A 24,575-nucleotide genomic window follows, 5' to 3' on the forward strand; every position below is an offset into this window, starting at 1 on the left:
TGGCCCGGCGGGGTCGGGGAGCTCACGCGCTGCCCGGTCGGGTCAGCGCTCGACGCTGACGCGCTCGATGACGACGTCCTCGAGCGGCTTGTCGTTGGCCCCGGTCCGGACCGCGGCGATGGCGTCCACGACGTCGCGGGAGGCCTGGTCGGCGACCTCGCCGAAGATGGTGTGCTTGCCCTGCAGCCAGGTGGTGGCGTCGACGGTGATGAAGAACTGCGACCCGTTGGTCCCCTTGCCCATGCGCTTGCCGGCGTTGGCCATGGCGAGCATGTAAGGCTGGTTGAAGTTGTGGTCGGGGCTGATCTCGTCGTCGAAGGTGTACCCCGGGCCGCCGATGCCCTCACCCATCGGGCAGCCGCCCTGGATCATGAAGTTGGGGATGATCCGGTGGAAGACGAGGCCGTCGTAGAACGGCTGCGGGGCCGTGCGCCCGGCGTCGTCCTTGTACTCCTTCTCACCCGTGGCCAGGCCGACGAAGTTGGCCACGGTCTTGGGGGCGGCGTTCTCGAACAGCTCGAGATTGATGTCGCCGTGGTTCGTGTGCAGCGTGACGTTCATGGCGCACAGTCTCGCACGAGCGCCCGACGCCCCCATGAGGACGCCACCGGCCCCCACCCCCGATGCCCCCACGAGGACGGCACCCACCCCACCCCCGGTGGAGTTGTGATCGGCGACGGTGCAGGATGGAGGGCAGACAACCGAAGGAGGAGCAGTCGTGTTCTTCAAGACCGACGCCGACCGTGCGTCCGCCCAGGCCGCCAAGGCCCGTCACGACGCTGGGGAGGCCGGCAGCATCGCCGCCACGGGGGCCCGCAACCTCGGTGCCGCCGTGCTGGCGACCCTGGCGGAGGTGACCGCCCCCAAGGACGACACCAAGGGTCGCAAGCACGCCCAGAAGGCCCGCACCAAGGCGCTCAAGGCCGCCACCCACGACCGGGAGGCCGCCGCCAAGGCCGCCTCGAGCGCGGCGGACCACGGCCGCAAGGCCGCGGACCTGGGACTGGCCGCCGCCGACCGCACGACCACCAAGGCCGGCAAGGCCGCCCGGAAGAAGGCGTCCAAGGCCAGCAAGGTCGCCGGCAAGAAGGCCGGCCGGGCCAACAAGAAGGCCGAGAAGTCGGCCGGACGGCTGGCGGCACTGGCCGGGACCGCGGCCGTGGGTGCGCGCTCCGGCGCCAGCCACCTCGCCGAGGAGACCCGTGAGCGCGGCAGCCACCTGGCCGACAGCGCCCGGGAGCGGGCCGAGCACCTGGCCGAGCGCACCGGGCCGCTGCGGGCAGACGCCAAGGAGAAGGCCGGCGTCAGCGCGGCGCTGCTGGCCGCCCTGGCCGCCGCCGCCCGCGACAAGGCCGAGGAGACCCGCACCCGGGCCGTGCTCGGCGTGGACCACGGGATCGACGCCGCCGTGCCGCGCGCCCAGGAGGGCGTGGCCGCGGTCGGTCCGCGGGTCGACCACCTGCGCGACGTCATCAACGAGGAGCTGCTGCCCAAGATCCAGGCGATGCTCGGCGACGTCCAGGCCGGCAAGGACCGCGTCCTGACCCAGGAGGAGGGCTTCGCCGCCGCGGTGACCGGTACGCCCAAGAAGCGCAAGAAGAAGGGTGGCGTGCTCATCGCCCTCGGCCTGCTGGCCGCGGCCGGAGCCGCGGTCGCCTGGTGGCTGGGCGAGCAGGAGAAGTCCCCCGCCAAGGACCCGTGGGCCTCCCAGGCCGGCGGCGCCGACCCCTGGGCCAGCCGGACCCCCGCCACGGCGGCCGGCACCACCCCCGGGGTGGCCACGACGACCGGGACCACGCCGGAGGTGGCCGGGGCCAGCGTCTCGGCCACCGGTGGGGCGACCACGGCCACGACGCCCAGCGCCGAGTCCTTCGGCGTCGGGTCGGCCACCGCCACGGGGACCCCCGGGGCTGGTGCAGCGGCCGCAGGTGCGGCCAGCACCGGGGCAGCAGACACGACCGCCACGAGCCAGGAGACGCCCATGACCGACGACAGCTCGACCGAGCTCCCCCGCATGCTCGACTCCGAGGAGATCGACGAGCTGGCCTCGGAGGAGCCCTCGACCTCCGACGAGCAGACCCCCGGGGAGTCGCCGACCGACGAGATCGCCGCGGCCCGTGAGCACCACGGCGAGCCCGTGAGCCACGCGAGCGACACGGACGAGGACACCGACGTCGAGGACGGGTCGGTGGCGCACGAGGAGGCCGAGGCCCGTGACCGGGCCGACGACGCCACCTGGTCCGGTGCCACCGACCGGTCCGACGAGGACGACCGGGCCGGCCTGGGCACGGGGCCCGACGTCGACGCCGACCCCGCCCAGCCCCCGCTGGACCGGCCGGCGGCCGAGCGTCGCTACGACGACAGGTCCACCGGCATCTGACCGGCACCACCCCGGGCCACCGGGAGCGCACGACGACCGAGGGCGTCCTCCAGCACGGAGGGCGCCCTCGGTCGTCCCGAGGGCGTCGCGTCCCTCCGCCACCGCAGGGAAGCATCCGGGGACCAGCCTTCCGACACACCGGGCAAGAACGGTGTGACGGATGGGGCGCGAACCTACGCTGGTCGCGACCGCCGCGCACGCGGGGAACGGATCGTGCCGCCCGGAGGCAGCGACCGCCCCGCCCCGTGGTCGTGAGGAGGTGGGCGGCCGATGTCCCTGCCCGCGCACCTGCCCGACGAGGCCACCGACCTGCTCGCCCCTCCTGAGGAGCTCCTCGAGGAGGGGTTGCTGCGCCGGCGCCACGATCCGGACGACGACCCGGCCGAGATCCCACCGGCTCCACCGGCTCCACCGGCGCCCCCGGCCCCGCGCGGCCCCGAGGCGCTGCGCGCCCAGCCGGCGCGCACGACATACCCCTCCTCGCGGACCCGGACCAGCTCCGGCCGCAAGAGCAGCGGGAAGGGTCGTGGCCGGAGCGGTCGGCGCCGCGGGCCGGAGGGCGTCTCGCCCCGACCGGGGTACATCCCCGGGCTGGACGGCCTGCGCGCGATCGCCATCGTCTCGGTGCTGCTGTTCCACTTCCTGCCGACGACCCTGCCGGGCGGTTACCTGGGCGTGGACGTCTTCTTCGTCGTCTCCGGCTTCCTCATCACCACGCTGCTGCTACGCGACGTGGCCCGCCGGGGCAAGCTGGACCTGCTGAACTTCTGGAAGCGACGGGCGCGGCGCCTGCTGCCCGCGCTCGTCCTGGTCGTGATCACCAGCGTCACCGCCGCCCGGATGGTCGGCGGCGACCTGCTCGTCGGCATCGGGCGGCAGGCGCTGGGCGCGCTGACGTTCACGACCAACTGGCTGGAGATCGGGGCCGGGGCGAGCTACTTCCACAGCACCTCGCCCATCCTCTTCATCAACTTCTGGTCCCTGGCCGTGGAGGAGCAGTTCTACCTGTTCTGGCCGCTGGTGCTCGCCGTCGGGCTGGCGCTGACCCGGACCACGCGCCAGCGGCTCTACCTCGTCGGCGGGGCCGGGCTGGCCTCGACCGTCGCGATGGCCGTGATGTGGTCGCCGAGCCAGGACGCCACCCGGGTCTACTACGGCACCGACACCCACCTCATGGGGCTGATGGCGGGGGCGGCGCTCGCCGTCGCCTGGGCCGACCCCAAGCACCGTGCCGGACTGCGGAGCGCGGTATGGCGCCGCTGGCGGTGGGCGGCCGTGCTCGGCGCCCTCCTCGTGCTGGGGGCGCAGCTGCGGTGGATGGAGGAGGCCTCCGCGCTGACCTTCCGCGGCGGGTTCCTCCTGGCGTCGCTGGCGACCGTCGTGCTCGTCGCCGCGCTGCTGGAGTCCGACAGCCTCTGGCGCACGACGATGGAGCTGGCGCCGCTGCGGTGGATCGGTGAGCGGTCCTACGGCATCTACCTGTGGCACTGGCCGGTCCTGATGATCGTGGGGGCCATCTTCCCGTACGCCGTGGGCACCACTCGCGGCTGGATCGTCCTGGGCGGTGCGCTGACGCTCACCCTCGTGCTGACCGAGCTGTCCCTGCGGCTCGTGGAGCGCCCGGTCCGCCAGCACGGGTTCCGCCGCTCCATCCGGCGGGCCACCCGCTGGGTCGTCACGCCGTGGGAGATCAGCCGGACGCCCCGGATCGTCGGCGGCGTCGTGGCGCTCATGGTGGTGCTCACCGCGGTGGGCGTGGCCACGGCGCCGGAGAAGTCGCAGACGCAGCGGCAGATCGAGGACGTCGAGGAGCGCATGGGGGTGGCGGGCGCCGCGGGCGCCGCGGGCGCCGGCGAGGTCGGCGGCACCGGGATCACCGCCGGGCACGCGCTGGGCACCGCGGTCGAGGCCGGCCAGGACGGAGACGGCGCCGCCGCCGGGGAGGCGGAGGACGCCGTCGACGCCGGCACGGACGGGGCGGAGGCGGACGCGGCGGACGACGAGCAGGGCGGCGAGGCCGAGAAGGACGAGGCTGCCGAGAAGGACGAGGCTGCCGAGAACGAGAAGGACGGCGGGAAGGGCGAGGAGAAGGACGAGCCCGCGGACGACGCCGAGGTGCCCGAGGGCGCGGTGACGCTCAACGGGTCGGCCTACACCGCCGACGCCGACGGCCTGCTCGTCCCGGCCGGGGATGAGATCACCGCCATCGGTGACTCCCTGGTCGTCACCAGCGCCGACGGGCTGACCTACCGCTTCCCGGGCATCGCCTACGAGGCCCGGTCGAACCGGCAGTGGCACGACACCCTGGCCGTCATCGAGGAGGCCGTGGCCGCCGGCACCGTCCGCGACAACGTCGTGCTGCACCTGGGCACGAACGCCGGTGTCGACGAGGAGGCCCTGCGGGCGGCGCTGGAGGCGTTCGGGCCCGAGCGCAACGTCGTCGTCATGGACCTCTACGTGCGCAGCTCCTTCGTCGACTCCTCCAACGAGACCATCGCCGAGGTCGTCGCCGAGCACCCCAACGCCGTGGTCGGCGACTGGAACGGCACGATCAGCCAGCAGCCCCAGGTGCTGCAGTCCGACCAGGTCCACCCGGACATCGACGGGATGCACGTCTACGCCGAGGTCGTGGCCCGGGCCTTCGACGAGCTGGCCGGCGGCGCGCCGGAGGACTGACGCGGCCCGGCGCCATACCCGCACCGGCGGCACCGGATGTGGCAGGCTCGACCCCGTGAACATCGTCTTCGTCGAGCCGCACTTCCCGCGCAACCAGCGCGAGTTCCCCCGGGCGCTCGCCGAGACCGGCGCCACGGTCATCGGCATCGGGGAGACCCCGGCGGACTACCTGGACGACCAGCTCAAGGACTGGATGGTCCACTACGAGCAGGTGGGGTCGGTGACCGACCTGCACCAGATGACCGAGGCCGTGCGCCGGGTCCAGGGGATGGTCTGGGTCGACCGGCTCGAGTCGACGATCGAGTCCCACCAGCTGGTCGCGGCCCAGGTCCGCGAGGAGCTGGGGATCCCCGGGACGTCGGTGCGCACCACCTGGCTGTGCCGGGACAAGCCCTCGATGAAGGAGGCCCTGCGCCGGGCGGGGGTGCGCACGGCGGCCACGGTCGGTGCCGACGACGCCCAGCAGGTGTGGGACTTCGTCCGCGAGCACGGCTACCCGGTCGTCCTCAAGCCCCGCGACGCGGCCGGCGCCGCCGACACCCGCAGGGTCGACGACGACTCCCAGCTGGCCGAGGCGCTGACGTCGATGGGCCGCTACTCCTCGATCGCGGTGGAGGAGTTCGTCGAGGGGCACGAGGGGTTCTACGACACGGTGGCGATCGACGGACAGATCGCCCTGGACTTCGCCTCGCACTACTACCCCAACGTGCTGGAGGCGATGCGCGCGCGGTGGATCTCCCCGCAGTTCGTGGCCACCAACCGGATCGACGGCGGGGGGCTCTACGACGAGCTGCGCGAGATGGGCACCCGGGTCAACGCGGCGCTGGGCATCGGCACCTCGGCCACCCACATGGAGTGGTTCCACGGCCCCAAGGGCCTGGTGTTCAGCGAGATCGGCTGCCGGCCCCCCGGCGTGGGCTGCTGGGACCTCTACAACGCCGCCAACGACATGGACGTGTATGCCGCGTGGGCGGAGGGGGTCGTGCACGGTCGCATCAGTCAGCACCCCACGCGCAGCCACTCCGCCGGCATCGTCGCGCTGCGGCCGGACCGGGACGGGGTGATCAGCGGGTACACCGGACTGGAGGAGGTCGAGAACCGGTTCGGCCGGTGGATCATCGACGCCAACGTCCCGGTGGCCGGCACCCGCACCCAGCCGGTCGAGGCGGGCTTCATGGCCAACGCGTGGGTGCGCATGCGCCACCCCGACTACGACCACCTGCGGTTCATGCTCGACGAGGTCGGCCGCATCGTCCAGGTCCATGCCGGCTGACCAGGTCCCCGAGGACCTGGTCGCCGACCCCCGGATCACCCTGCTCGGACCTCAGCGCGACCCGCGCCTGGGGCAGGTCGTGGCCGACCTCGGCCTGTCCGGACGACGGTTCGCCACGATCACGGCCGGCTGGCGGGACCGCGAGGCCGACGACGCCCTGCTGGCCGAGCAGCTGGACCACCGGTGCGTGAACCTGGGGCTGTGGCAGCTCATGCAGCAGGTGTGGGAGTCCGACCCCGAGCTGGCCGAGGCGGACCGGCGGCGGCGCCTGGTGCACACCGAGATGCAGGAGCTCTACCTCATCGGCCTGGAGCAGGCCGTGGAGGCGCTGCGCCGGATCCGCCAGCACACCCCCCGGGAGCCGCAGGTCGTGGAGATGGCCGTGGAGGACGTGCTCTCGATCATGCGCGAGATGGACGTCCGCCACCTGGAGCGGGTGGGTGAGCTCAACCACAACTTCTACACCCGCTGGGAGCTCCAGCACCGCGACGCCGTCGTCACGGCCCGGTTCCACGTCGGACGCCTGGTCGCCGACACCGAGGCGGTCGTCGTCACCGGCGGTCACGTCGGCGTGCTCCTGGGCGCCCTGCACCTGTTCAACCTGGGACCCACGCTGGCGACGCCGACGCAGGAGGCCACGAACACACCCTTCGAGCACGCCGCCGACGGCGACCTCGACGCCGCCCCCCGGCTGCTGCGGCCGATCGTGGCCTGGGGCGCCGGGGCGATGGCGCTGACGGAGCGGGTGCTGCTCTTCTACGACGACCCGGTCGCGGCGCCCGGGGTGTCCGAGCTGCTGATGAACGGGCTGGGGCTGACCCGCGGGCTCGTGGCCCTGCCCTCGCCGCGGGAGCGGCTGATGATGAAGGACCAGGCCCGGATGATCATGCTGGCCGCGCGCACCGCCCCGTGGACGCCGCTGCTGCTCGAGGAACGGACCCAGGTGACGCTGAGGGCCGACGGCCGGCTCCCCGCGGGTGCCCGGGTCCTGGGCAGCGACGGCCTGCCCCACGACCTGGAGGTGGACGCGTGAGCCTGCCCACGCCATACCCCATCCCTCCTCGACCCAAGGGCAAGCTGGCGATCACCCGCCTGCGCGGCCGGGCGCCGCTGACCGTCGCGGAGGTCGACGAGTTCGTCGCGGAGCACGAGGTGCCGATCGTCGAGGGAGCCAAGTGCACCTTCCTGCACCGCGGCCACGCCGACGCGGTGGCGGTGCTGCACCGCATCGTCAACCAGCCCCAGCACGTGCCGATGAAGCGGCTGGAGGTCCTGGACGGCGACCCGTTCTGGTACGTGACGATCGAGCTGCCGGCGCACTCGCGGGTGGAGTACCAGCTCGAGGTCCGGGCGGGCGGGACCGTCGACACCTTCAACGACCCGTTGAACCCGCACGTCGCGCACAGCCCGGTCGGCAGCTCCAGCGTCTGCCAGGCCGCCGGCTACGAGACCCCCGGGTGGGTGCTGCCGCAGCCGGACTCCCGGCCCGGTGAGCTGATCGACTGGAACCTGCCGTCCAAGGCGCTGCGGCGCACGACGCACAACCGGGTCTACCTGCCCGCGCGCTACCGGCGGTCCAGCTCCTACCCCCTGCTCGTCGTGCACGACGGGGACGACTACATCACCTACGCGGCGATGAAGACGGTGCTGGACAACCTCATCCACACCCTCGACATGGCCGAGACCATCGTGGTGTTCTCCAACCCGGGGGACCGGCTGCGGGAGTACCCCAACCACGCCCCCCACGCCCGGCACCTGACGCGCGAGCTGCTGCCGGCCCTGGAGGCCGAGCTGCCGGTCGTGCAGCGGTCCGACGCGCGTGCCCTCATGGGGGCCAGCTTCGGGGGGGTCGCGTCGTTGTCGACGGCCTTCCGCAGCCCCGACACGTGGGGCAACCTGTTCCTGCAGTCGGGCTCGTTCGTCTTCACCGACATCGGGTCCGACCACGGCGGCGGGCCGGCCTTCGACCCGGTCGTGAAGTTCATGAACCGCTACCGCGAGCGGCCGCGACGGGTGGCGGACCGGATGATGATCACCTGCGGGGTGTACGAGCCGCTCATCGTGCCGAACCGCTCGATGGTGCCGGTGTTCGAGTCCACCGGGGCGCAGGTGAGGTACGTGGAGTCGCGGGACGGACACTCGTGGGAGAACTGGCGCGACCGGCTGCGGGACGGCCTGTCGTGGATCTTCCCCGGCCCGCAGAAGCTCGTCTACGAATGATCGTGGACGATCAGGCTGTCTAAGAGTTTTTGTAGATCCACGGATATCGACCTAGGAGAGAGATGACGACCTCGTACCTGCTGGTGGACGGCGAGAACATCGACGCCACCCTCGGCAACAGCATCCTGGGGCGTCGCCCCCATCCGGAGGAGCGCCCGCGCTGGGACCGGCTGCTGACCTTCGTCCAGGACACCTGGGGCAACCCGGCCAAGGGGCTGTTCTTCCTCAACGCCAGCTCCGGGCTGCCGATGTCCTTCGTGCAGGCGCTGCGGGCGCTGGGCTACACGCCGGTGCCACTGTCGGGGTCGGCGGAGGAGAAGATCGTCGACATCGCCATCCAGCGCACGCTGGACGCGCTGGCCGAGCGCGAGGACGACGTCATGCTCGTCTCGCACGACGGGGACTTCCTCGCCTCGATCGAGCCGCTGCTGGACGGCAGCCGGCGGGTCGGGCTGGTGGCCTTCGAGGAGTTCCGCAACAGCGGGTTCACCGAGCTGGTGCACCGGGGGATGGAGTTCTACGACCTCGAGCGCGACACCCGGGCCTTCAACTCCACGCTGCCGCGGATGCGGATCATCCCGATCGAGGAGTTCGACCCGGCGCAGTTCCTCTGAGGCGGGCGGCGACGCGACCGCATCGTGACCTGCCGGTGCTTCCCTCGCGCCCTCGTGCGTGGCACTCTTGGGAGGACCAAGCAGTGACCTGCATCACACGAGGTGGCTGAGGAGGTCGTCGTGCCGGATCGGGAGGTGCCGCCCGTCGAGGTGGCGCCGTGCACCAAGGACGGGTCGTTGGCGGGGTTCGTCATCTCCAACCGGTGGCCCGACGACACCCTGGAGTGGACCAACTTCCTGCTGCTCGCGGTGCAGATGGCGGCGGTCCCCGGCCTCCTGGGCGGCAGCACCGTCTTCCGGGTCATCGAGGAGCCGCCCGAGGGCGCCGCCCGTGCGGTCGGGCTGGTCCTGGCGGAGGTGCGCATCGGGGACCTCGAGGAGATGATCCCCGGAAGGTATGCCGAGCACCCGCCCCCCGGTCTGGCGGTGCTCCACCCGCCGGGCTCGACGATCGCGTCGGTGCCGGAGTACGCCACCGCGTCCGGCTGCCTCTTCCTGCCGGGAGTCCCCGACCTGGGCCTGGACCACCGGGCCGCCTGGGTCGAGGCCGACGCCCAGGGGCACGTCACCCGGATGACGAGCAGGGCCAACGTCGACCCCGGATGCGACGCCGACACCGCGGCGCTGGCGCTGCTGCTGGCCTCCTGACGCGTCCGGACGACGCCCTGCCCCGGCCGGTACGTTGGTCGGCATGCCGCACCTGGACAACGACCTCGGCCTGCTCATCGAGCTGCACGAGCAGGTGCTGCACGAGGCGGGCCATCCTGAGCTCGTCGACGTGCTGCGACGGTTCCAGGATCCGGACGTGGTCGAGGACGCGCACCTGGTTCCTCCCCGTGGGGCGGACGAGGTCGCCGCGGTCAGTCGTGCGGCCACGGTCCGGCTCCACCTGACCAACCTGGCCGACGAGCGTCACCGCGCCCGGTCGCTGCGCACCGAGGACGGCGAGCACGGTGGTTCGGTGGACACCGGCGACGTCGGCCCGACCGTGGCGAGCGTGGGACCCCAGGCCCGGGACCGGTTCGCGCGGATGTGCATCCACCCGGTCCTCACGGCCCACCCCACCGAGGCGCGGCGCCGCGCGGTGACCACGGCGCTGCGCCGCCTCGCCGAGCAGCTCGACCGGCACGCCGACCCGACGGCGGGGCCGACCGAGCAGGCGTTCGCCCGTCGGCGCATGCTCGAGGACATCGACATCCTGCACCGCACCTCGACCCTGCGCACGACCCGCCCCCAGCCCGTCGACGAGGTCAGCACGGTGCTGTCCATCTTCGACACCACGGTCTTCCGGGCGCTGCCTCGTTTCCAGCGAGCCGTGGAGGCGGCGTTGGCCGCCCAGGACGAGGGGCCCGTCGGCCAGGAGCTCCCCTCGCTGGTGCGCTACGGGTCGTGGGTCGGCGGCGACCGCGACGGCAACCCCCACGTGACGGCCGAGGTCACCCGGGCCACGATGGAGGCCCAGGCGGGCGTGGCGCTGAGGACCCTGCAGGCGAACGTCGAGCGGGTGGCCCTCACCCTGACGATGGACGAGGAGGGGACCCCGCCGTCCGCCGCTCTGCGCGAGGCGCTCGCCAACGACGCCGTCACGCTCCCGGGAGAGTTCGCCGGGATCGCCAAGGACTCTCCGGCCGAGCCGCACCGGCAGAAGCTGCTCGTCGTCGCCCGTCGGCTGGAGGCCACGGTCGAGGGCACGGCCGGCACGGCATACGGCGATCCCGAGGAGCTCCTCGAGGACCTGGCGCTGGTGAGGACCTCCTTGCTGGCCGCGGGAGACCGCCGTGCGGCGCACGGGGAGCTGCTGCACCTGGTGTGGATGGTGCAGACCTTCGGGTTCCACCTGGCCGAGCTGGAGGTGCGCCAGCACAGCGACGTGCACGTGCGGGCCCTCGTCGAGCTGTTGGGTCACGTCCGGGCCCAGGGGGCCCGGGTGGACGGCCACCCCGTGGACGACCCCGAGCGGGCCGCCCGCGACCCCCGGGTGCTGGACGCCCTTGCCCGGCAGGGATGGCCGATCGCCCTGCCCGAGCTGTCCCCGACCGCGCGGGAGGTGCTGGACACGCTGCGCGTCATGGCGTGGCTGCAGCAGCGATGGGGGGTGCGGTGCTGCGGGCGCTACATCGTCTCCTTCAGCCAGGGCGCCGACCACCTCGTGGCCGTGCGGGCGCTGGCCAGGCTCGCCGTCGGCGACCGGCCGCTGCGCCTGGACGTGGTGCCGCTCTTCGAGACGGGCGAGGACCTGCGGGCCGCCGGCAGCACCCTCGAGGAGTGGCTGACCCTGCCGACCACCCAGGCCTGGCTGGAGGAGCGGAACCGCCGGGTCGAGGTGATGATGGGCTACTCCGACAGCGCCAAGGACATCGGTCCGGCCGCGGCGACGCTGACCCTGCACCGGGCCCAGCAGGAGCTGGTGGGCTGGGCCCGCAGCCACGACGTCGAGCTGACCATCTTCCACGGCCGCGGTGGCTCGCTGGGGCGGGGAGGAGGACCGCTGCACCGCGCGATCACCGCCCAGCCCACCGGGTCGGTCGACGGGCGGTTCAAGGTCACCGAGCAGGGGGAGGTCATCTACGCGCGCTACGCCGACGTGCGGCTGGCCCAGCAGCACCTCGAGCGGATGGCCTCGGCCGTCCTCCTGGCCGACTCTCCCGACGTCGTGGAACGGCGCGAGCGGGCGGGCGAGCGCCACGCAGCCCTGGGCGAGCGTCTGGAGGTCGCCAGCCGCACGGCATACCGCGGGCTCATGGACACCGGGGGGATCGCCGACCTCGTGGCCGAGGCCAGCCCGTTGGACGTCCTGGGAGACCTGCGGCTGGGCTCCCGTCCGGCCCGGCGGGGAGCGGGCTCCGGTCGGAGCCTGGCCGACCTGCGGGCCATCCCCTGGGTCTTCGCGTGGTCGATGACCCGGGTCAACCTGCCCGGCTGGTACGGCCTGGGCTCCGCGCTGGAGGCGGAGACGGACCGGGACGCTCTGCGAGCGGCCTACCGCGAGTGGCCGGTGCTGTCCTCGCTCCTGGACGTCGCCGAGATGAGCCTGGCCAAGAGCCACGAAGGTCTGGCCCGGGAGTTCCTCGACCGCGCCGGCCGCCCGGAGCTGACGGCGACCATCCTGGAGGAGATGCGACGCACCAGGGAACAGGTCCTGGACGTCCTCGACCAGACCACGCTGCTGGAGCACAAGCCCCACCTGCGGACGGCGGTGGCGCTGCGGCGTCCGCTCATCGACGCCCTGAGCCGGGTGCAGCTGCACTGCCTCGAGGAGCTCGACACGGCCGGGGCGGACACGGAGGAGGGTCGGCCCTGGCACCGGGCGCTGCTGCTGACGATCAGCGGCATGGCTGCCGGGCTGCAGAACACCGGTTGACGCCGTCGCGGGCTCCCCAGGCTCGTGCGGAGGCGCGCTCGGCTCGGGCGGGTGGGCTCGTCAGGTCGCTGCCGGTCGCGCGCCGTCGGCGCCGCGCGACGTCCGGTCTGAGCATGGTCAGCACGAGGGCCCAGTGGTGCCTGCACCGAACCACGGGACCGCCTCTCCCTCGCTGTTCACCCGGCATCCGGTTCCCTACTGGGTCATCCTGACAGGGCAATCCCCCATCGTCAGCCGCCTCGGAGACCGGGCGGAGGAGCAAGGAGAGAGAGCATGACGACGCACGTCGAAAAGTCCATCCTGGTCAACGTTCCGGCCAGCACCGCCTACAACCAGTGGACCCAGTTCGAGGACTTTCCGCAGTTCATGGGCGGTATCACCCGCGTGACGCAGCTCGGTGACGACCGTCTGGAGTGGGTCGCCGAGATCGGTGGGGTCCGGCGGCGGTGGGAGGCCCGGATCGTCGAGCAGGTGCCGGACCGGAAGGTGGCCTGGGCGGCGACGGAGGGCGCGACCAACGCCGGTGCGGTGACCTTCGAGGACGTCGGCGGAGGTCAGACGTCGGTGCATCTGTCTCTCTCGTACGAGCCCGAGGGCGTCGTCGAGAAGGTCGGTGACACGCTGAACGTCGTGGAGAACCAGGCAGAGGCCGACCTGGAGCGGTTCAAGGAGTTCATCGAGTCCGAGGGCTACGCCACGGGTGCATGGCGAGGAACGGTCGACCCGGGCGCGACGGTCGGCGCTCCCGGCGTGGAGGATGCCGCGGCCTCGGAGGGCGACAGCGGCAAGGCGGGACTCTCCGGCAAGGCGGTGGCGGCAGGGGTCGGGCTTGCGGCAGCGGGTGCCGCCGCCGCGCTGGCCGGCAAGAAGAGTGACAACGACGAGGAATCCACCGGAGACGTCGGACGCACCGTGGCCGAGGAGAGGGTCGTCGTGGACGAGCCCACCGGGGCGGCATGGGTCGAAGGCGACCCGGCGGCTCCCGTCGTGGACCCCGTCCTCCCGGAGGAGGACGTGGAGCGTCCCGGACGCGGGCAGTCACCGCGTCCCTGAGTCGACCATCACTCATCGTCGGCGGGGACGGCGCCTGGCGTCGTCCCCGCTGTCGGCTCCAGCCGAGCTCTGGCATCCCGGGAGGCCTCTGACCTGGTGAAACTCGAGGGCCTCGCACGGTAAGACCCCCTGCTTGCAAAGTCCACGGATGGGGTACGTGATGAGGCATTCCTGCAGGTCAGGGCGTTGCAGACCACACCGGATCGCGCCCATTGCGTACCCCACTGCAGTACTTTTCTGGGGTACGGGCGGTGCAGGGTCACTTACCCCCTGAGCGGAAAGACATCGCCGTGCCTGCGTCCGCAATTCATGAGGGGCGTCGCCGAGGTGTCCGGTGTCCAGAAGGTTCGGTCGCTCGGTCGGCTAACCGCTTGCCTCGAGCCGATCGTCCGCGTCCGGCATTTCCCCGGGCGCGGACTCGTCAGGACCATCTTGGGAGGACAGCGCTCCTGAGGCCGTCGATGGGGGCGCTGGGATCTCGACGGGCTCTTCTCGAAGCTTCGGCGGCGTGGCCGACCATGCCTTGAGGTTCTGGAGCACGTCTGCGTAGAAGGTGTCGGTCAGGTCCAGGACCGAGTCGATGAACCCGCCGCGGCCGCGAGCGCGTTTCGTGCCCATCGGGGCGCTGAGGGCGACCCGGAACTTCTTGATATCGCGCTTGGGATCTGCGACGAGCACGCCCGGGTTCTCTCGTACGGCCCCCAGCAGCTCTGTCGTGCCGGGTCCGCGGGTGTTCGCCATGAAGGACTCCACGCGTACCTGGTCCGGAGCGCTCTTCAGTTGCCGTACTAGCCAGTTCACCCTGGTTTGTGGCCGTCCCTGCCGTGGTGCGTCGATGTCCGTGTGGCAGGTGACTCTTCCGGCTCGAACGTCGACGGTGATGGTGATGGGGCCGATCGCGTCCGGGATCTTGATCGCCCCGTTCAGGACCCCGTCGGTCTCTAGCGACGCGAGAAGAGTCTGGGACCGCAGCGCGGGGTCGGCGAGCTCACGCCGGCTGTGCAAGTGGGTGACGTCGGTGCCCAGGCGTCGCCCGAGGCGCAAGCTGGCGTACCGCAGGAGAGCGTCGAACCGGGCGACCACGTCCGGCCCGCCCTTGTCGCTGGCGCGGAAGGTGCTGGATGTGACTGCCTGTCGGACCGGTACCCATTCAGCGCCCATGTCCTCGAACTCCATGGCACCGGACTTCGGGTGCTCGAGGTAGCGGATGAGCTCGCCCAGGATCCACGCCTGCTCGGGATCGGAGACGCCACGGTGTTCCTTCTGCACGACGGCCGTCGACAGCAACAAGCTCCACGACCAGTGGTGGATCGCGACCTTGCGAAGCTTCCGCTTGTCCACCTTTGTCGGGTGCTGGGTTGGAGTCGGGGGGATCTCGTTGCTGATCGTCAATAGGGCGTCGAACCCGTGCTCCTTTGCGACATCGAGGTAGGCCTCGAGCTGCTCCGTCGCCAGCTCGTTCTTGCCGGTCTTGACCTCGACCAGCGCGGTCCACACCTTCTGGCCCCGGGACACTCTGATCAGCCCGTCCGGGTAGACGCGCTTGTCATTGAGGTCGAAGGGCACCTCGATGTACGTCTCCAGCTTCCCGGCCGGTACTCCCAGGGGTTTGAGCATCGCTCGACTGAAGTCGGGAACTGCCGACATCACCGCCAGCAGTGCCGAGGTGGCCCGCCGCTCTTGCTCCTCTGCCCCCGAGATCCCGGACGTCGGGATCAGACGCGCCTCATTCCACGCTTCTTCAGCCACATTGCTCCTCCCGTTGGCCGCCACCATAGCCTCCCCGCCCTGACATCTGTCCCACGGGCAGGCTTTCGGCATTTGCCGACGACGTTCGGGCCGACCAGACCACGGCGTCTATGCGCGGCGGGCGGTCAGCGATTGTCGCCACGTGGTTCTGCGGTGGGCACCTACGATGACGGCCATGACTGAGGCACCCCTTGAACGCTGGGAGCGACGCAGTGAGTGGCCCCTGGCCGGCCTCGCCGCGGCCTTCCTCGTTGCCTATGCCTGGCCCATTCTCGATCCCGGACTGGACCCGACCTATCGACAAGCCTGTGCAGTCACCATGTGGGTCATTTGGGCCGCGTTCGCCCTCGACTACGCCACCAGGCTGTTCATCGCGAACGACCGTCAGAAGTTCGTGCGGAGGAATCTCCTCGACCTTGCGGTGATCGTCCTTCCAATGCTGCGCCCTCTGCGCATGCTCCGACTGGTGCTGCTACTTAAGGTCTTCAACCGCGCCGGCGCCAGCGGACTGCGTGGACGTGTGGGCACCTACCTCGGTAGCGGAGCCCTCGTTCTCGGCGTGGTCGCCGCGTTAGCCGTACTCGATGCAGAGCGCTCCAGTGAGCAGGCCAACATCACCACCTTCGGAGACGCCTTGTGGTGGGCGATCACCACGATGACCACCGTCGGTTACGGGGATCAGTATCCAGTCACGAACACCGGGCGCATGGTGGCTGCTGGCCTCATGCTCGGCGGCATCGCCCTCCTCGGCACCGTGACCGCCTTACTGGCCTCCTGGTTAGCCGAACGTGTCGCCCTCGAAGCCGAGGAAGCGACCGAACCACTGGTCGCCGAGATTCAGGCGCTGCGCCGTGAAGTCGACAGACTGCAAACAGAGGCAACACACAACACGGAGTAAGCAGAATCCCCCGCGGTCCCGGGGTACACAGGGCGGACGCGGGACCCTCCTCGGCGCGGCAGTTCCGTGCGTCCACGCCGCGCGCCGTGATTGCAAGTGCCCGCGCCCCGGCGCCTCGTGACCGGCCCACACCTAGTCCCTCGCCGACGCGGCACGTGATGAACAATGTCACCATGCTTCGGCGCTACTGGTGGGTCAACCAGACCACCAACTACGATCCAGAGATCCTCGAAGGGCGGCTTTGGACGTCTCCCAACAGGCACGGCACTCTCATCGCAGGCCGCAAGGCCATTCTTGCGATGAGGCCGGGGGATCTAGTCTTTCACTACAACCGGGGTCGCATCCGAGCGCTAAGCGTGGTAGCCACTTCCGCCATCGACACGCCACGCCCCGTGACGTACCCAGCTCAGAGCCCACTAGACCCTGAGGATGGCTGGGCGGTATACCTTGATGTCATTCGTTCCGACCTCTCCGTCCCAGGTGGAGACGTGCGCAGGGTGCTTCCACACGGAACAGACACTCTCGACAGGATCGGTGCCGTTAACCGTCGGTACCTTTCAGAACTGCCGGCGGAGGATGCCGAAGCACTCGCCTCCCTGGCCGGCATACCTATGCCAGCAGAGGACAGTTTCGCGGGGCGACCCTGGTCCGAGGTTGTCGACCCAGATACCGAGACGGACGGACGTCACTGGGCTACCTTCAGGCGAGAGCAGGCGCACTTGCGAGCAAGCCTTCTGGGTGGAAGCAAGGCGGAGTCTTGCGCGATTTGCGGAGCCACCTTTCCTAGCGAACTGCTCATTGCGGCCCATATCAAACCGCGGCACATGTGTACAGAGGCGGAGCGTCGAGACTATACATCCGTAGCGATGCTTCTCTGCGCACTCGGATGTGACGTCCTGTTTGAGTGGGGGTACGTCGTAGTGGATAACCACGGCATAGTCCGTGTGGGCCGTGACCCTGCTTCCTCTGAGGTAGCTAACCGAGTAGCCACACTCGCGGGAAGGCCATGCAAGGGCTATAATGCAAGGACGGCGGACCATTTCGCGGTTCGCGGCGAAGTTGTTCATCGCCGGTGACGACACCCCTCGTCCGCAAGTCACTGAGAGCGGATCAAACATAACGATGCTGTTGCCATGGTTCATGGGGCTGGTTGTGCCGCAACCCATGGTCATCGTGCCTCACGAGTAAGCCAGGGATGCATCGGTGACTGGCAGCGAGATTGATCCTCGCGTTGACACGATGCTGGACTACAGGGATTAACGCCCGCGGTGTGAGGGTCACATGGCCTCGATGCGCCCTCGGCCATCCAAGAGCCTCGCGGTCTCCAGCGCCTCTTCGAAGGATGGGCGGTCCAACCAGGTCTTCTCTAACATGTGCCGGTGTATATCGGGAGAGCGCAGGCTTGCGCGATCGATGTAGTAGGGCTGAAGACCTTCCCAGGCACCTAGGCCCCAGTCGTAGATCATCCACTGAGGCGCGACGTACTGTTGGGCACGTTCCATGTTGTCCACTAACGCGTATCTGTCCTTAACTGATCTGGCGACACTCAATGCGTTTCCCAACTCAGTAAACACAAGCGCGGGATCGAACGTTGCGCGAGGATACAATGACGACTTGCGCAGCTCTTCTGCGACTCGGAACATAAATTGTTCCGGAGTCTGTTGGAGCTGCCAAGGGACTACTGCGACGCCTTCGCCGTCACGTTTCTCAATATGCATGACGACGCTTGAGTCCACGCTCGGCAGCAACCGCGCATAGACATAGGCACCGGGGTCAACAAGTTTGACCCTAATTCCCCAACGGCGACTCACCTCCTCAAGTCTGATAGACCGTTCCAATGCCTCGTGGACAGATTCGCAGCTTGGATTCTCCATAATGGCTCTGAGCTCGGCCTCCTCGGCGGCCATTGACTCAGTCTGCGACGCGGCGAACCGCTGGCGGAGCTCCGACAGAGTTTGCCGTGTCTCCTCTTGAGCGAGGTGCACCTCGTCGCTGAGGACCTCCAGGTTTCTCTGCGTAGCCTGTACCTTGACATTCATGGCCCGCTGAACCAAGAAGAGTGGAACGAATAGGAGACTGGCTGTCCCCGTGTTCACCAACACTGCCGAGACCCACCCCTCCAGTTCGTACGACGCGTATAGCTGTGCTGCCCCTGCGGCCGTAACTGCCGATCCGATCCACATGGCCCGGTTCTTTGATGCCCTTACCATTTGACTCATTTCGATCTCTCCCTGATAGGCATGCAGTCACCAATGTCGCCACGACCCCCGGCTTCGTTCTTGGGGAGGTGCTCAGCAACTATAAGGGTCGCACGGGACTGCGTTCCGATTCATGCCCCCTCGCCTAACACAGGTCTCTACTCGGGGAGGCTCGGACTAGATCCTGGACAGACCACACCGCTTCTCGGGTGGTTCTGTGTGCCGCACGCGCACGTTCCAGGCGTCCGGACATCGGCGTGAGCGACATGCGGCAGAGTAGTGCGCTCGCGAACGCTCGAAGTCCGGGGCCGGCAGTCCCCTCAGGTGGCCCACGTGGTCCGGCGCCAGACGACCGCGGCGTTGGGGTCGCCGCTCCGAGACGGTTCAACGCTCACGACGGTCCAGCCCTCTCGTTCGTAGAACTTGGCGGCCTCGGTGTTCCCGGCGAAGTGCTCGACAAGGACGTGGTCGGTCACCCTTCGGAGGGGTTCGATGGCTTGCTGCAGTAGATCTGCCCCTATGGACTGCCCGCGAAACTCAGGCGCCAGATACAGCTTCCATACGACGTGGTCTTCGCCCAGAACACCGATCTGCACCACTCCTATGATCTTCTCGCCCTCGACTGCGACATGGACGCGACTGGCTTCGACGGCCGGCTTCATCCGCTCCGTCGTCCACCACTGCAGTTGTGCTCGTGCGCCTTCATCGCCGAGGATCGGAGCGTAGTGAGCAGGGACGACGTCGAGCGCGAATCGCTCGATGGCGGAGAGGTCGTCAAGGCGGGCCAAGCGAATAGTCACAGGCATACCTCAAGGTATGACGGGTGGGCGCCCTCGGTGTCGGGAGCTGCTGTCTGGACCACAGCCGACGAGTGACCCGCGACGGATTTCAGCACGAAGCAGGCGTCCGACCTGCGGCATGATCGGACGAGCGTAGCCGTCCTCAGCGCGGCATGACAGTGTGCTCAGCCGCGCTGCCGAGGAACCTCGTGACCCCACGGTAAACGTGTACGGAGCGGGCCAGTGGGCGGCTACGGCTTTGTCAGCTGGAGCAGTTGTCTACATTCTCCTGGGTCATGGACCACTTCCACTCGCCGCCCTCGAGCAGCATGTGAGCGTCGACCGGAAGCGTCATTCCTTCAGCAGACACCTCGGCGCTGACTTTGGTGGCCGGGAGGGAGACGTCCGTACCAGGGATGAGCATCTCGCCTACGTCCTCGACGCTGAGGGTCTTGCCCCACTCAATGACTGGCGGGCTCTCGGCCGACCTGCAGGCGACGTACGCGTCCTCGGAGATGACCTCGCGCTGCGCACTGACCAGGGTCTCGTAATGTGCCTGCCAATCCTTGGTGCCGAACTGCTCCACCCAGATCTGGAAAGCCTCCTCAGGGGTTCCACTCTGAGGTGCCGCCTCGGAGGTGGGCTGCTCCGCCGTCTCAGCGCCATCCCAATCGCTGGGTGCGCCGACGAAAGTGGAGCAATCCGCCGGCTCCTCAGATGCGAGGAGGTTCACGTCGACCTTTACCTTCCCCTGTGCTGGAACCAGCTCCGGGTACGCGCTGCCCCCGCCCACGATCGATCCGGCGTCATCGCGGCATAGCAGGCTCACCCTAGGAGTCTTCAGCGACATGTCGAGGGTGTTCGACAGTTCGAAGGAGGCGGTGTGGGAGCCGTACTCCTCGGTGAACTTCACCGGGCTCGTCGGCATCTCGGGGAAGGGTTTGTCACTGAACGCGCCGGAGGCCTCGACGTCCAGAGCAGCCTCGACCTTCGCCGCCGTCTCGCCTTGGGCGAGGCTGACCTGAGTGCCGACGATGTGATCTGTCTCGGGCAGCGAGAAGGACTCAACCTGGCTCTCCGACGCCAGGATGTTTCCCTCGGCGTCGAGCACGTTGAAGTTCACTGTGACTGTCTGACCGACGTAGGCGGAGTTGTTGTGGACGAGGGCGGTCACCCAGACATACTCGTCCGACTGCCCGAAGCCCGCTTCTTTCAGGGTCCCGAGCTCTGCCGGCGCCGAGGTTGACGCTGCTGCAGTGGTCACTGCAGCTGCCTCTGGGGAAGCCGTAGGCGCGTCGTCGCTGGTCGTTGCTGGCTCCGCCGGCTCAGGCGTGTCGTCGGTCCCGCACGCCGAAAGGGAGACGACCAGTGCCGCACCCGCGAGAAAGCGCCGATTCATAAAATGCTCCTGCCCCTACGACCCCATGTCGATGAAAGCGCATCGTAACCGAGCGCGGGTGGCTGGTTTCAGGCGGGCCAGCCCGCCGTCGGGTCAGGCCGTCCGCTCGCTATCCCCAGCCTTCGTCACGCCCGTGCGCACCCACCCTTCGGAGCGAGGTCCAGCCACTCCCGGGAGGCACCCTCCTGGCGGCACTTCTGGATGCTTGTCGGGCTCAATTGGTGGTGATCCCGCCCTCCCAGTCGACGGGAGAAGCAGGATCGGTGTCGAGATGCCCGGGTGGGTGAGAATGGGGCCATGACGGGTGACCACGCGATCGCCACAGTGCTCGAGTCGTTGGCTGGCACAAGGCACGCGCACGCTGACGCGGTGCGACTCGTTCCGACGGAGCCAGGCCTATATGCGTTCTATGGCGACGATCGCGCGTGGGCTGAACTTAGGCTGAGTCCCGCCTTCGACGACCAGCCTCTTTACGTCGGCAAGGCAGAGAGCAGTCTCAACGGTCGTGACGTGGGCACTCACTTTGCCGCTGGCAAGACCGGCTCCTCTACCGTCAGACGCAGTCTCGCGGCTCTGCTTGTGGACGAGCTCGCCCTTGCAGCCACCCCTCGCAATGTGGCCAAGCCCGATCGCAGCGCCAACTTCGGTCTGGACGACCCGAGCGAGCACAGGTTGACCAGCTGGATGGAGCAACGGCTTTCCTTGACCACTTGGAGCAAGCCCGAAGGCACTGACCTGGTCAAGATCGAGACCAAGGTCTTGCACCACCTCCGACCTCCGCTGAACCTCACTCATGTGCAGGAGCCGAGAGTCCGCCTCCGGGCCGCCCGGCGGCGCATGGCCAGAACTGCGCGCGCCTGGACACCGGGGGTCTGAAGTGTTCGGCTAGCGGCAAATCCGGTCGTTTCCATGTCGGCTTGGGCGCCGCGTCATCGTCCGAGACGTCGATCGTGTCGGGCTCAGCGAGGATGGTGCCCATGACACACAGCTTGGGGCTCGAGGGTCGGACAGTACGGGTTGGTGGACAGCCCCGGCGCGCCCTCCTGCAATCCCTTCGCGAGTTCGGCGTACGCCTCAACGCCCACGCCGAGACACTGCTTGGGCACCCAGTGTTTGATAATCCGGAGAGTCGAGATCTGCAGTTGGTCGAGCGAACTGTGCAGCAGCTCGGGCTGTCGGTCGGCGGCACTCAGTCGCAGGTGTTCGAGGCGGCACGGACACACGGTTTCCAGCTCTGCCCAGTGATCAGCGGCCCGTTCCTCCGGCTGGCAATGATGGACCAGCCAAACGCACCAGACTCCGTCTTGTCTGCGGGTCGGGCGCCAACTGGTGCCATTCACGTGGCGTCGAAACCGCTAAGCAGCGACGAGGCATACCCGAAGGGTTTCTATCTGCGCGTCGTCGATGACGAAGTCTGGCTGAGGGGGTATCGGTGCGACAACGCCTATCAATGGGGCCCGGAACAGCGGCTGGCCCTCGTCGCACCTACGGTTGAGCGGTGACGACGACCTTTGATCCTGCGGACCGCGCGCAGACGCCTTTGGTGGCTGATGAGAAGTCGATGCTGCTGGGGATGCTGGCATTCCAGCGGGACACGCTTCGGTGGAAATGCTCGGGCCTGACCGCAGAGCAGCTCGCTCTCGAGCACGCGCCAAGCGTGCTGTCGCTCGGGGGCCTGCTCAAGCACCTGGCGGTGGTGGAGTTCTCGTGGGTGCACATGACGTTCGCCGGGGGCGACGACTCACCAGCCTGGAGCACTCAACGGCAGGAGGGGCAGGACGGCTGGAGTCTTCGGACCACTGCCGGGGAGACGCCGCAGGTGCTGTTCGACCGGCTCACGCAGGCGCAGCGGCTCACCGAACGTATCGTGGGTGAGGTGCCGAGCCTGGAGGCACTGTCCCAGGAGATGCCATACGGAGAGCCCTGCTCGCTGCGGTGGGTCCTGCTGCACCTCGTGCAGGAGTACGGCCGTCACCTGGGCCATGCCGACCTGATCAGAGAAGCGGTCGACGGCACCGTCGGCATCTAGGCCACTGGGTCCGCGAGCCCGCTCCAGCACGCTGGGCCGCGGCAAGCAGAGAGCCCCGCCTGACCCGTGAAACACCACATCGCAGGAGCGACACTCGCGCGCGGGTCCGCGATCGGCACGGTGTCCTGCCCTAACGTGGACCGGCGTCCAGGCGGGGCCTAAGCCCCGGCGCCCGAAACGCATCTCAGTGCGTGACCTGCCTTGCCGGGGCAGCCGCACCCCCCGACAGTGGCCGAGCTGCCGCAAGGAGACCAGATGGTCAACGTCATGCTCGCCGGTGGCTTCTCCATGGCCATCGCGCTGCTGTGCACCCCGTTGTTCATCACCTTCTTGGTACGGCGCCGCTACGGACAGTTCATCCGCGACGACCTGACCCACCACCACGTCAAGCGCGGCAAGCCCACGATGGGCGGCGCGGTGATCATCGCAGCCGCGATCGTTGGCTACTTCGCCACCCACGCCAGCCTGTTCGTCCTTGACGCAACGGGCGTGGTGCAGGTGACCCACAGCCGCATCTCGCTCAGCGCACTGCTGGTCCTGTTCCTGCTCACCGGGCTGGGACTGGTCGGCTTCCTGGACGACTACACCAAGATCCGCAAGGAACGCAGTCTTGGTCTGACCTCATGGCAGAAGCTCATCGGTCAGACGGTGGTCACCGTGGTCTTCGCCCTGGCGGCCCTGCTGGCCACCGACGAGCAAGGACGCGCGCCCGCCTCGACCGCGATCTCCTTCGTCCGCGACACCCGCCTCGACCTGGCCTTCGCCGGCCCTGTCGTAGGCGTGATCCTGTTCATCGCGTGGGCCAACGTGCTGATCGCCGGGGCCTCCAACGGCGTCAACATCACCGACGGCCTGGACGGGCTGGCCACCGGGGCCTCGGTCATGGTGTTCGGCGCCTACACGGTCATCGGCATGTGGCAGTACAACCAGAACTGCGAGCTCATGCCAGGCCCAAACTGCTACAACGTGGCCGACGCGCTCGACCTGGCCGTCGTCGCCGCAGCGATCGCCGGCGCCTGCTTCGGGTTCCTGTGGTGGAACGCCTCACCAGCCCAGATCATCATGGGCGACACCGGATCACTGTCCCTGGGCGCTGCCCTGGCCGGGCTGGCGATCCTGACCCACACCCAGCTCCTGCTCGTGATCCTGGGCGGCCTGTTCGTCATCGTGACCTCATCAGTCATCATCCAGGTCATCAGCTTCAAGCTCACCGGCAAGAGAGTCTTCCGGATGGCACCGCTACACCACCACTTCGAACTGCTCGGCTGGGCCGAGGTCACCATCGTCGCCAGGTTCTGGATCATCGCCGGGATCTGTGTCGCCGCGGGCGCGGCCATCTTCTACGGCGAATGGGTCGTCAACCTCTAGCTAACTCCATGCGGCATGACCGGATGCGACAAGTGCAGGATGGGTCCGTGAGCGAGAGTTACTTGCACATTATCCCCACGGACCCGCAATGGATACCCGATGACGCCGACGCGGCGGCTGCAAGACGGGCCCTCGGGGACGTCTGCCCGGACGCCGGAGAAGTGACCGCCGAGCGCGGCGACGAGATCGGCTTCGTCGATCAGGGTGGGAACTTCATCGCCATCCGTTGCCCGCACTGCCACGAGGAGATGCCCGTCCAGTGGTGGCAGGGCGAGATGAGTAGAGCGTACGAGCGCAACTTCACTGACCTTGTCCTCGTCACGCCGTGCTGCGCTGAGCGCAGCTCGCTGAACGACCTGGACTACGACTGGCCGGCAGGCTTCGCTCGCTTTGTGCTCGCTGCGCGAAGTCCCGGCCGCGGCTGGCTTACGCCGGACGAGCTCGCCCACGTCACCGCGGCATTGCGCCACCCCGTCCGCCAGATCCTGACGAGGTACTAAGCCCTCGTCGTCACGGTGGACCGCTGAATTGGGCTCCTCTGGACCGTGGACCGCTAGCGGGGGCGACCAACCCGCGGC

The 24,575-nt window shown here is 69.0% G+C and carries 21 protein-coding genes; 16 read left to right on the forward strand and 5 right to left on the reverse strand.

Features of this window, described 5'->3' with window-relative positions:
- Window positions 1-42: 42 nt before the first annotated feature.
- Window positions 43-561 (reverse strand): peptidylprolyl isomerase, encoded by a 519-nt coding sequence (locus ACWHYA_RS04755; protein WP_425943451.1) that lies wholly within the window; start codon window positions 559-561, stop codon window positions 43-45.
- 157 nt (window positions 562-718) lie between these two features.
- Here ACWHYA_RS04755 and ACWHYA_RS04760 point away from each other — a divergent pair, with 157 nt between their 5' ends.
- The 9 genes from ACWHYA_RS04760 to ACWHYA_RS04800 all read left to right on the forward strand — a co-directional run bounded on the left by ACWHYA_RS04760 (window position 719) and on the right by ACWHYA_RS04800 (window position 13,577).
- Entirely contained in the window at window positions 719-2,380 is a 1,662-nt protein-coding gene (locus ACWHYA_RS04760; RefSeq protein ID WP_425943450.1) for a hypothetical protein, read from the forward strand.
- Window positions 2,381-2,650: 270 nt separating this feature from the next.
- The gene (locus ACWHYA_RS04765) at window positions 2,651-5,056 is read left to right on the forward strand and encodes an acyltransferase family protein (protein ID WP_425943449.1); all 2,406 of its coding nucleotides are present in this window, start codon (window positions 2,651-2,653) and stop codon (window positions 5,054-5,056) included.
- A 55-nt stretch (window positions 5,057-5,111) separates the two neighbouring features.
- A complete protein-coding gene (locus ACWHYA_RS04770) occupies window positions 5,112-6,329 on the forward strand; it encodes an ATP-grasp domain-containing protein (RefSeq protein ID WP_425943448.1) in 1,218 nt (405 codons plus the stop codon).
- Window positions 6,319-7,362, forward strand: a complete 1,044-nt coding sequence (locus tag ACWHYA_RS04775; protein ID WP_425943447.1) for a hypothetical protein — start codon at window positions 6,319-6,321, stop codon at window positions 7,360-7,362. The genes ACWHYA_RS04770 and ACWHYA_RS04775 overlap by 11 nt, the downstream gene beginning before the upstream one ends.
- Window positions 7,359-8,549, forward strand: coding sequence for an alpha/beta hydrolase (locus tag ACWHYA_RS04780; RefSeq protein WP_425943446.1), 1,191 nt, complete (start codon window positions 7,359-7,361; stop codon window positions 8,547-8,549). The genes ACWHYA_RS04775 and ACWHYA_RS04780 overlap by 4 nt, the downstream gene beginning before the upstream one ends.
- Window positions 8,550-8,611: 62 nt before the next feature.
- Window positions 8,612-9,163, forward strand: a complete 552-nt coding sequence (locus ACWHYA_RS04785) for an NYN domain-containing protein (protein WP_425943445.1) — start codon at window positions 8,612-8,614, stop codon at window positions 9,161-9,163.
- 120 nt (window positions 9,164-9,283) lie between these two features.
- Window positions 9,284-9,811, forward strand: coding sequence for a peptidase (locus ACWHYA_RS04790; RefSeq protein ID WP_425943444.1), 528 nt, complete (start codon window positions 9,284-9,286; stop codon window positions 9,809-9,811).
- 43 nt (window positions 9,812-9,854) lie between these two features.
- Window positions 9,855-12,524 (forward strand): phosphoenolpyruvate carboxylase, encoded by a 2,670-nt coding sequence (locus tag ACWHYA_RS04795; protein WP_425943443.1) that lies wholly within the window; start codon window positions 9,855-9,857, stop codon window positions 12,522-12,524.
- Window positions 12,525-12,797: 273 nt separating this feature from the next.
- Entirely contained in the window at window positions 12,798-13,577 is a 780-nt protein-coding gene (locus ACWHYA_RS04800) for an SRPBCC family protein (RefSeq protein WP_425943442.1), read from the forward strand.
- A gap of 363 nt (window positions 13,578-13,940) precedes the next feature.
- Here ACWHYA_RS04800 and ACWHYA_RS04805 read toward each other — a convergent pair whose 3' ends face one another.
- Window positions 13,941-15,194 carry a hypothetical protein gene (locus ACWHYA_RS04805; RefSeq protein ID WP_425943441.1) on the reverse strand — a complete coding sequence of 418 codons (1,254 nt, stop codon included), beginning with the start codon at window positions 15,192-15,194 and terminating at the stop codon, window positions 13,941-13,943.
- 307 nt (window positions 15,195-15,501) lie between these two features.
- Between ACWHYA_RS04805 and ACWHYA_RS04810 the strand changes: the two genes are divergently transcribed.
- Window positions 15,502-16,224 (forward strand): potassium channel family protein, encoded by a 723-nt coding sequence (locus tag ACWHYA_RS04810; RefSeq protein ID WP_425943440.1) that lies wholly within the window; start codon window positions 15,502-15,504, stop codon window positions 16,222-16,224.
- 611 nt (window positions 16,225-16,835) lie between these two features.
- On the forward strand, window positions 16,836-17,300 hold the full coding sequence (locus ACWHYA_RS04815) for an HNH endonuclease (protein WP_431473336.1): 465 nt from the start codon (window positions 16,836-16,838) through the stop codon (window positions 17,298-17,300).
- Window positions 17,301-17,501: 201 nt separating this feature from the next.
- Here the strand turns inward: ACWHYA_RS04815 and ACWHYA_RS04820 are convergent, their stop codons facing one another.
- From ACWHYA_RS04820 to ACWHYA_RS04830, 3 genes are all read right to left on the reverse strand, one after another.
- Window positions 17,502-18,407: a hypothetical protein gene (locus tag ACWHYA_RS04820; RefSeq protein ID WP_425943438.1), complete on the reverse strand. Its 906-nt coding sequence runs from the start codon at window positions 18,405-18,407 to the stop codon at window positions 17,502-17,504.
- Window positions 18,408-18,742: 335 nt separating this feature from the next.
- Entirely contained in the window at window positions 18,743-19,228 is a 486-nt protein-coding gene (locus ACWHYA_RS04825) for a GNAT family N-acetyltransferase (RefSeq protein ID WP_425943437.1), read from the reverse strand.
- 235 nt (window positions 19,229-19,463) lie between these two features.
- Window positions 19,464-20,600 carry a hypothetical protein gene (locus ACWHYA_RS04830; protein WP_425943436.1) on the reverse strand — a complete coding sequence of 379 codons (1,137 nt, stop codon included), beginning with the start codon at window positions 20,598-20,600 and terminating at the stop codon, window positions 19,464-19,466.
- 297 nt (window positions 20,601-20,897) lie between these two features.
- Between ACWHYA_RS04830 and ACWHYA_RS04835 the strand changes: the two genes are divergently transcribed.
- The 5 genes from ACWHYA_RS04835 to ACWHYA_RS04855 all read left to right on the forward strand — a co-directional run bounded on the left by ACWHYA_RS04835 (window position 20,898) and on the right by ACWHYA_RS04855 (window position 24,497).
- A complete protein-coding gene (locus ACWHYA_RS04835) occupies window positions 20,898-21,476 on the forward strand; it encodes a GIY-YIG nuclease family protein (RefSeq protein WP_425943435.1) in 579 nt (192 codons plus the stop codon).
- A gap of 233 nt (window positions 21,477-21,709) precedes the next feature.
- On the forward strand, window positions 21,710-22,102 hold the full coding sequence (locus ACWHYA_RS04840; protein WP_431473333.1) for a hypothetical protein: 393 nt from the start codon (window positions 21,710-21,712) through the stop codon (window positions 22,100-22,102).
- The gene (locus ACWHYA_RS04845; protein ID WP_425943433.1) at window positions 22,099-22,629 is read left to right on the forward strand and encodes a DinB family protein; all 531 of its coding nucleotides are present in this window, start codon (window positions 22,099-22,101) and stop codon (window positions 22,627-22,629) included. Before ACWHYA_RS04840 ends, ACWHYA_RS04845 begins: the two co-directional genes overlap by 4 nt.
- 255 nt (window positions 22,630-22,884) lie before the next feature.
- A complete protein-coding gene (gene mraY / locus ACWHYA_RS04850) occupies window positions 22,885-23,997 on the forward strand; it encodes a phospho-N-acetylmuramoyl-pentapeptide-transferase (protein ID WP_425943432.1) in 1,113 nt (370 codons plus the stop codon).
- Between the two features lie 47 nt (window positions 23,998-24,044).
- A complete protein-coding gene (locus ACWHYA_RS04855; protein ID WP_425943431.1) occupies window positions 24,045-24,497 on the forward strand; it encodes a hypothetical protein in 453 nt (150 codons plus the stop codon).
- Window positions 24,498-24,575: the final 78 nt, after the last annotated feature.

The sequence above is a fragment of the Ornithinimicrobium carbonis genome, assembly GCF_977012275.1.

Bases quoted from the DNA above. Each gene is read 5' to 3' on its own strand.
- ACWHYA_RS04800 (WP_425943442.1), top strand. From the start codon at position 12,798: ATGACGACGCACGTCGAAAAGTCCATCCTGGTCAACGTTCCGGCCAGC.
- ACWHYA_RS04795 (WP_425943443.1), top strand. From the start codon at position 9,855: ATGCCGCACCTGGACAACGACCTCGGCCTGCTCATCGAGCTGCACGAG.
- mraY (WP_425943432.1), top strand. From the start codon at position 22,885: ATGGTCAACGTCATGCTCGCCGGTGGCTTCTCCATGGCCATCGCGCTG.
- ACWHYA_RS04785 (WP_425943445.1), top strand. From the start codon at position 8,612: ATGACGACCTCGTACCTGCTGGTGGACGGCGAGAACATCGACGCCACC.
- ACWHYA_RS04815 (WP_431473336.1), top strand. From the start codon at position 16,836: ATGCCAGCAGAGGACAGTTTCGCGGGGCGACCCTGGTCCGAGGTTGTC.
- ACWHYA_RS04755 (WP_425943451.1), bottom strand. From the start codon at position 561: ATGAACGTCACGCTGCACACGAACCACGGCGACATCAATCTCGAGCTG.
- ACWHYA_RS04765 (WP_425943449.1), top strand. From the start codon at position 2,651: ATGTCCCTGCCCGCGCACCTGCCCGACGAGGCCACCGACCTGCTCGCC.
- ACWHYA_RS04810 (WP_425943440.1), top strand. From the start codon at position 15,502: ATGACTGAGGCACCCCTTGAACGCTGGGAGCGACGCAGTGAGTGGCCC.
- ACWHYA_RS04830 (WP_425943436.1), bottom strand. From the start codon at position 20,600: ATGAATCGGCGCTTTCTCGCGGGTGCGGCACTGGTCGTCTCCCTTTCG.
- ACWHYA_RS04825 (WP_425943437.1), bottom strand. From the start codon at position 19,228: ATGCCTGTGACTATTCGCTTGGCCCGCCTTGACGACCTCTCCGCCATC.
- ACWHYA_RS04805 (WP_425943441.1), bottom strand. From the start codon at position 15,194: ATGCTCAAACCCCTGGGAGTACCGGCCGGGAAGCTGGAGACGTACATC.
- ACWHYA_RS04820 (WP_425943438.1), bottom strand. From the start codon at position 18,407: ATGTGGATCGGATCGGCAGTTACGGCCGCAGGGGCAGCACAGCTATAC.
- ACWHYA_RS04775 (WP_425943447.1), top strand. From the start codon at position 6,319: ATGCCGGCTGACCAGGTCCCCGAGGACCTGGTCGCCGACCCCCGGATC.
- ACWHYA_RS04835 (WP_425943435.1), top strand. From the start codon at position 20,898: ATGACGGGTGACCACGCGATCGCCACAGTGCTCGAGTCGTTGGCTGGC.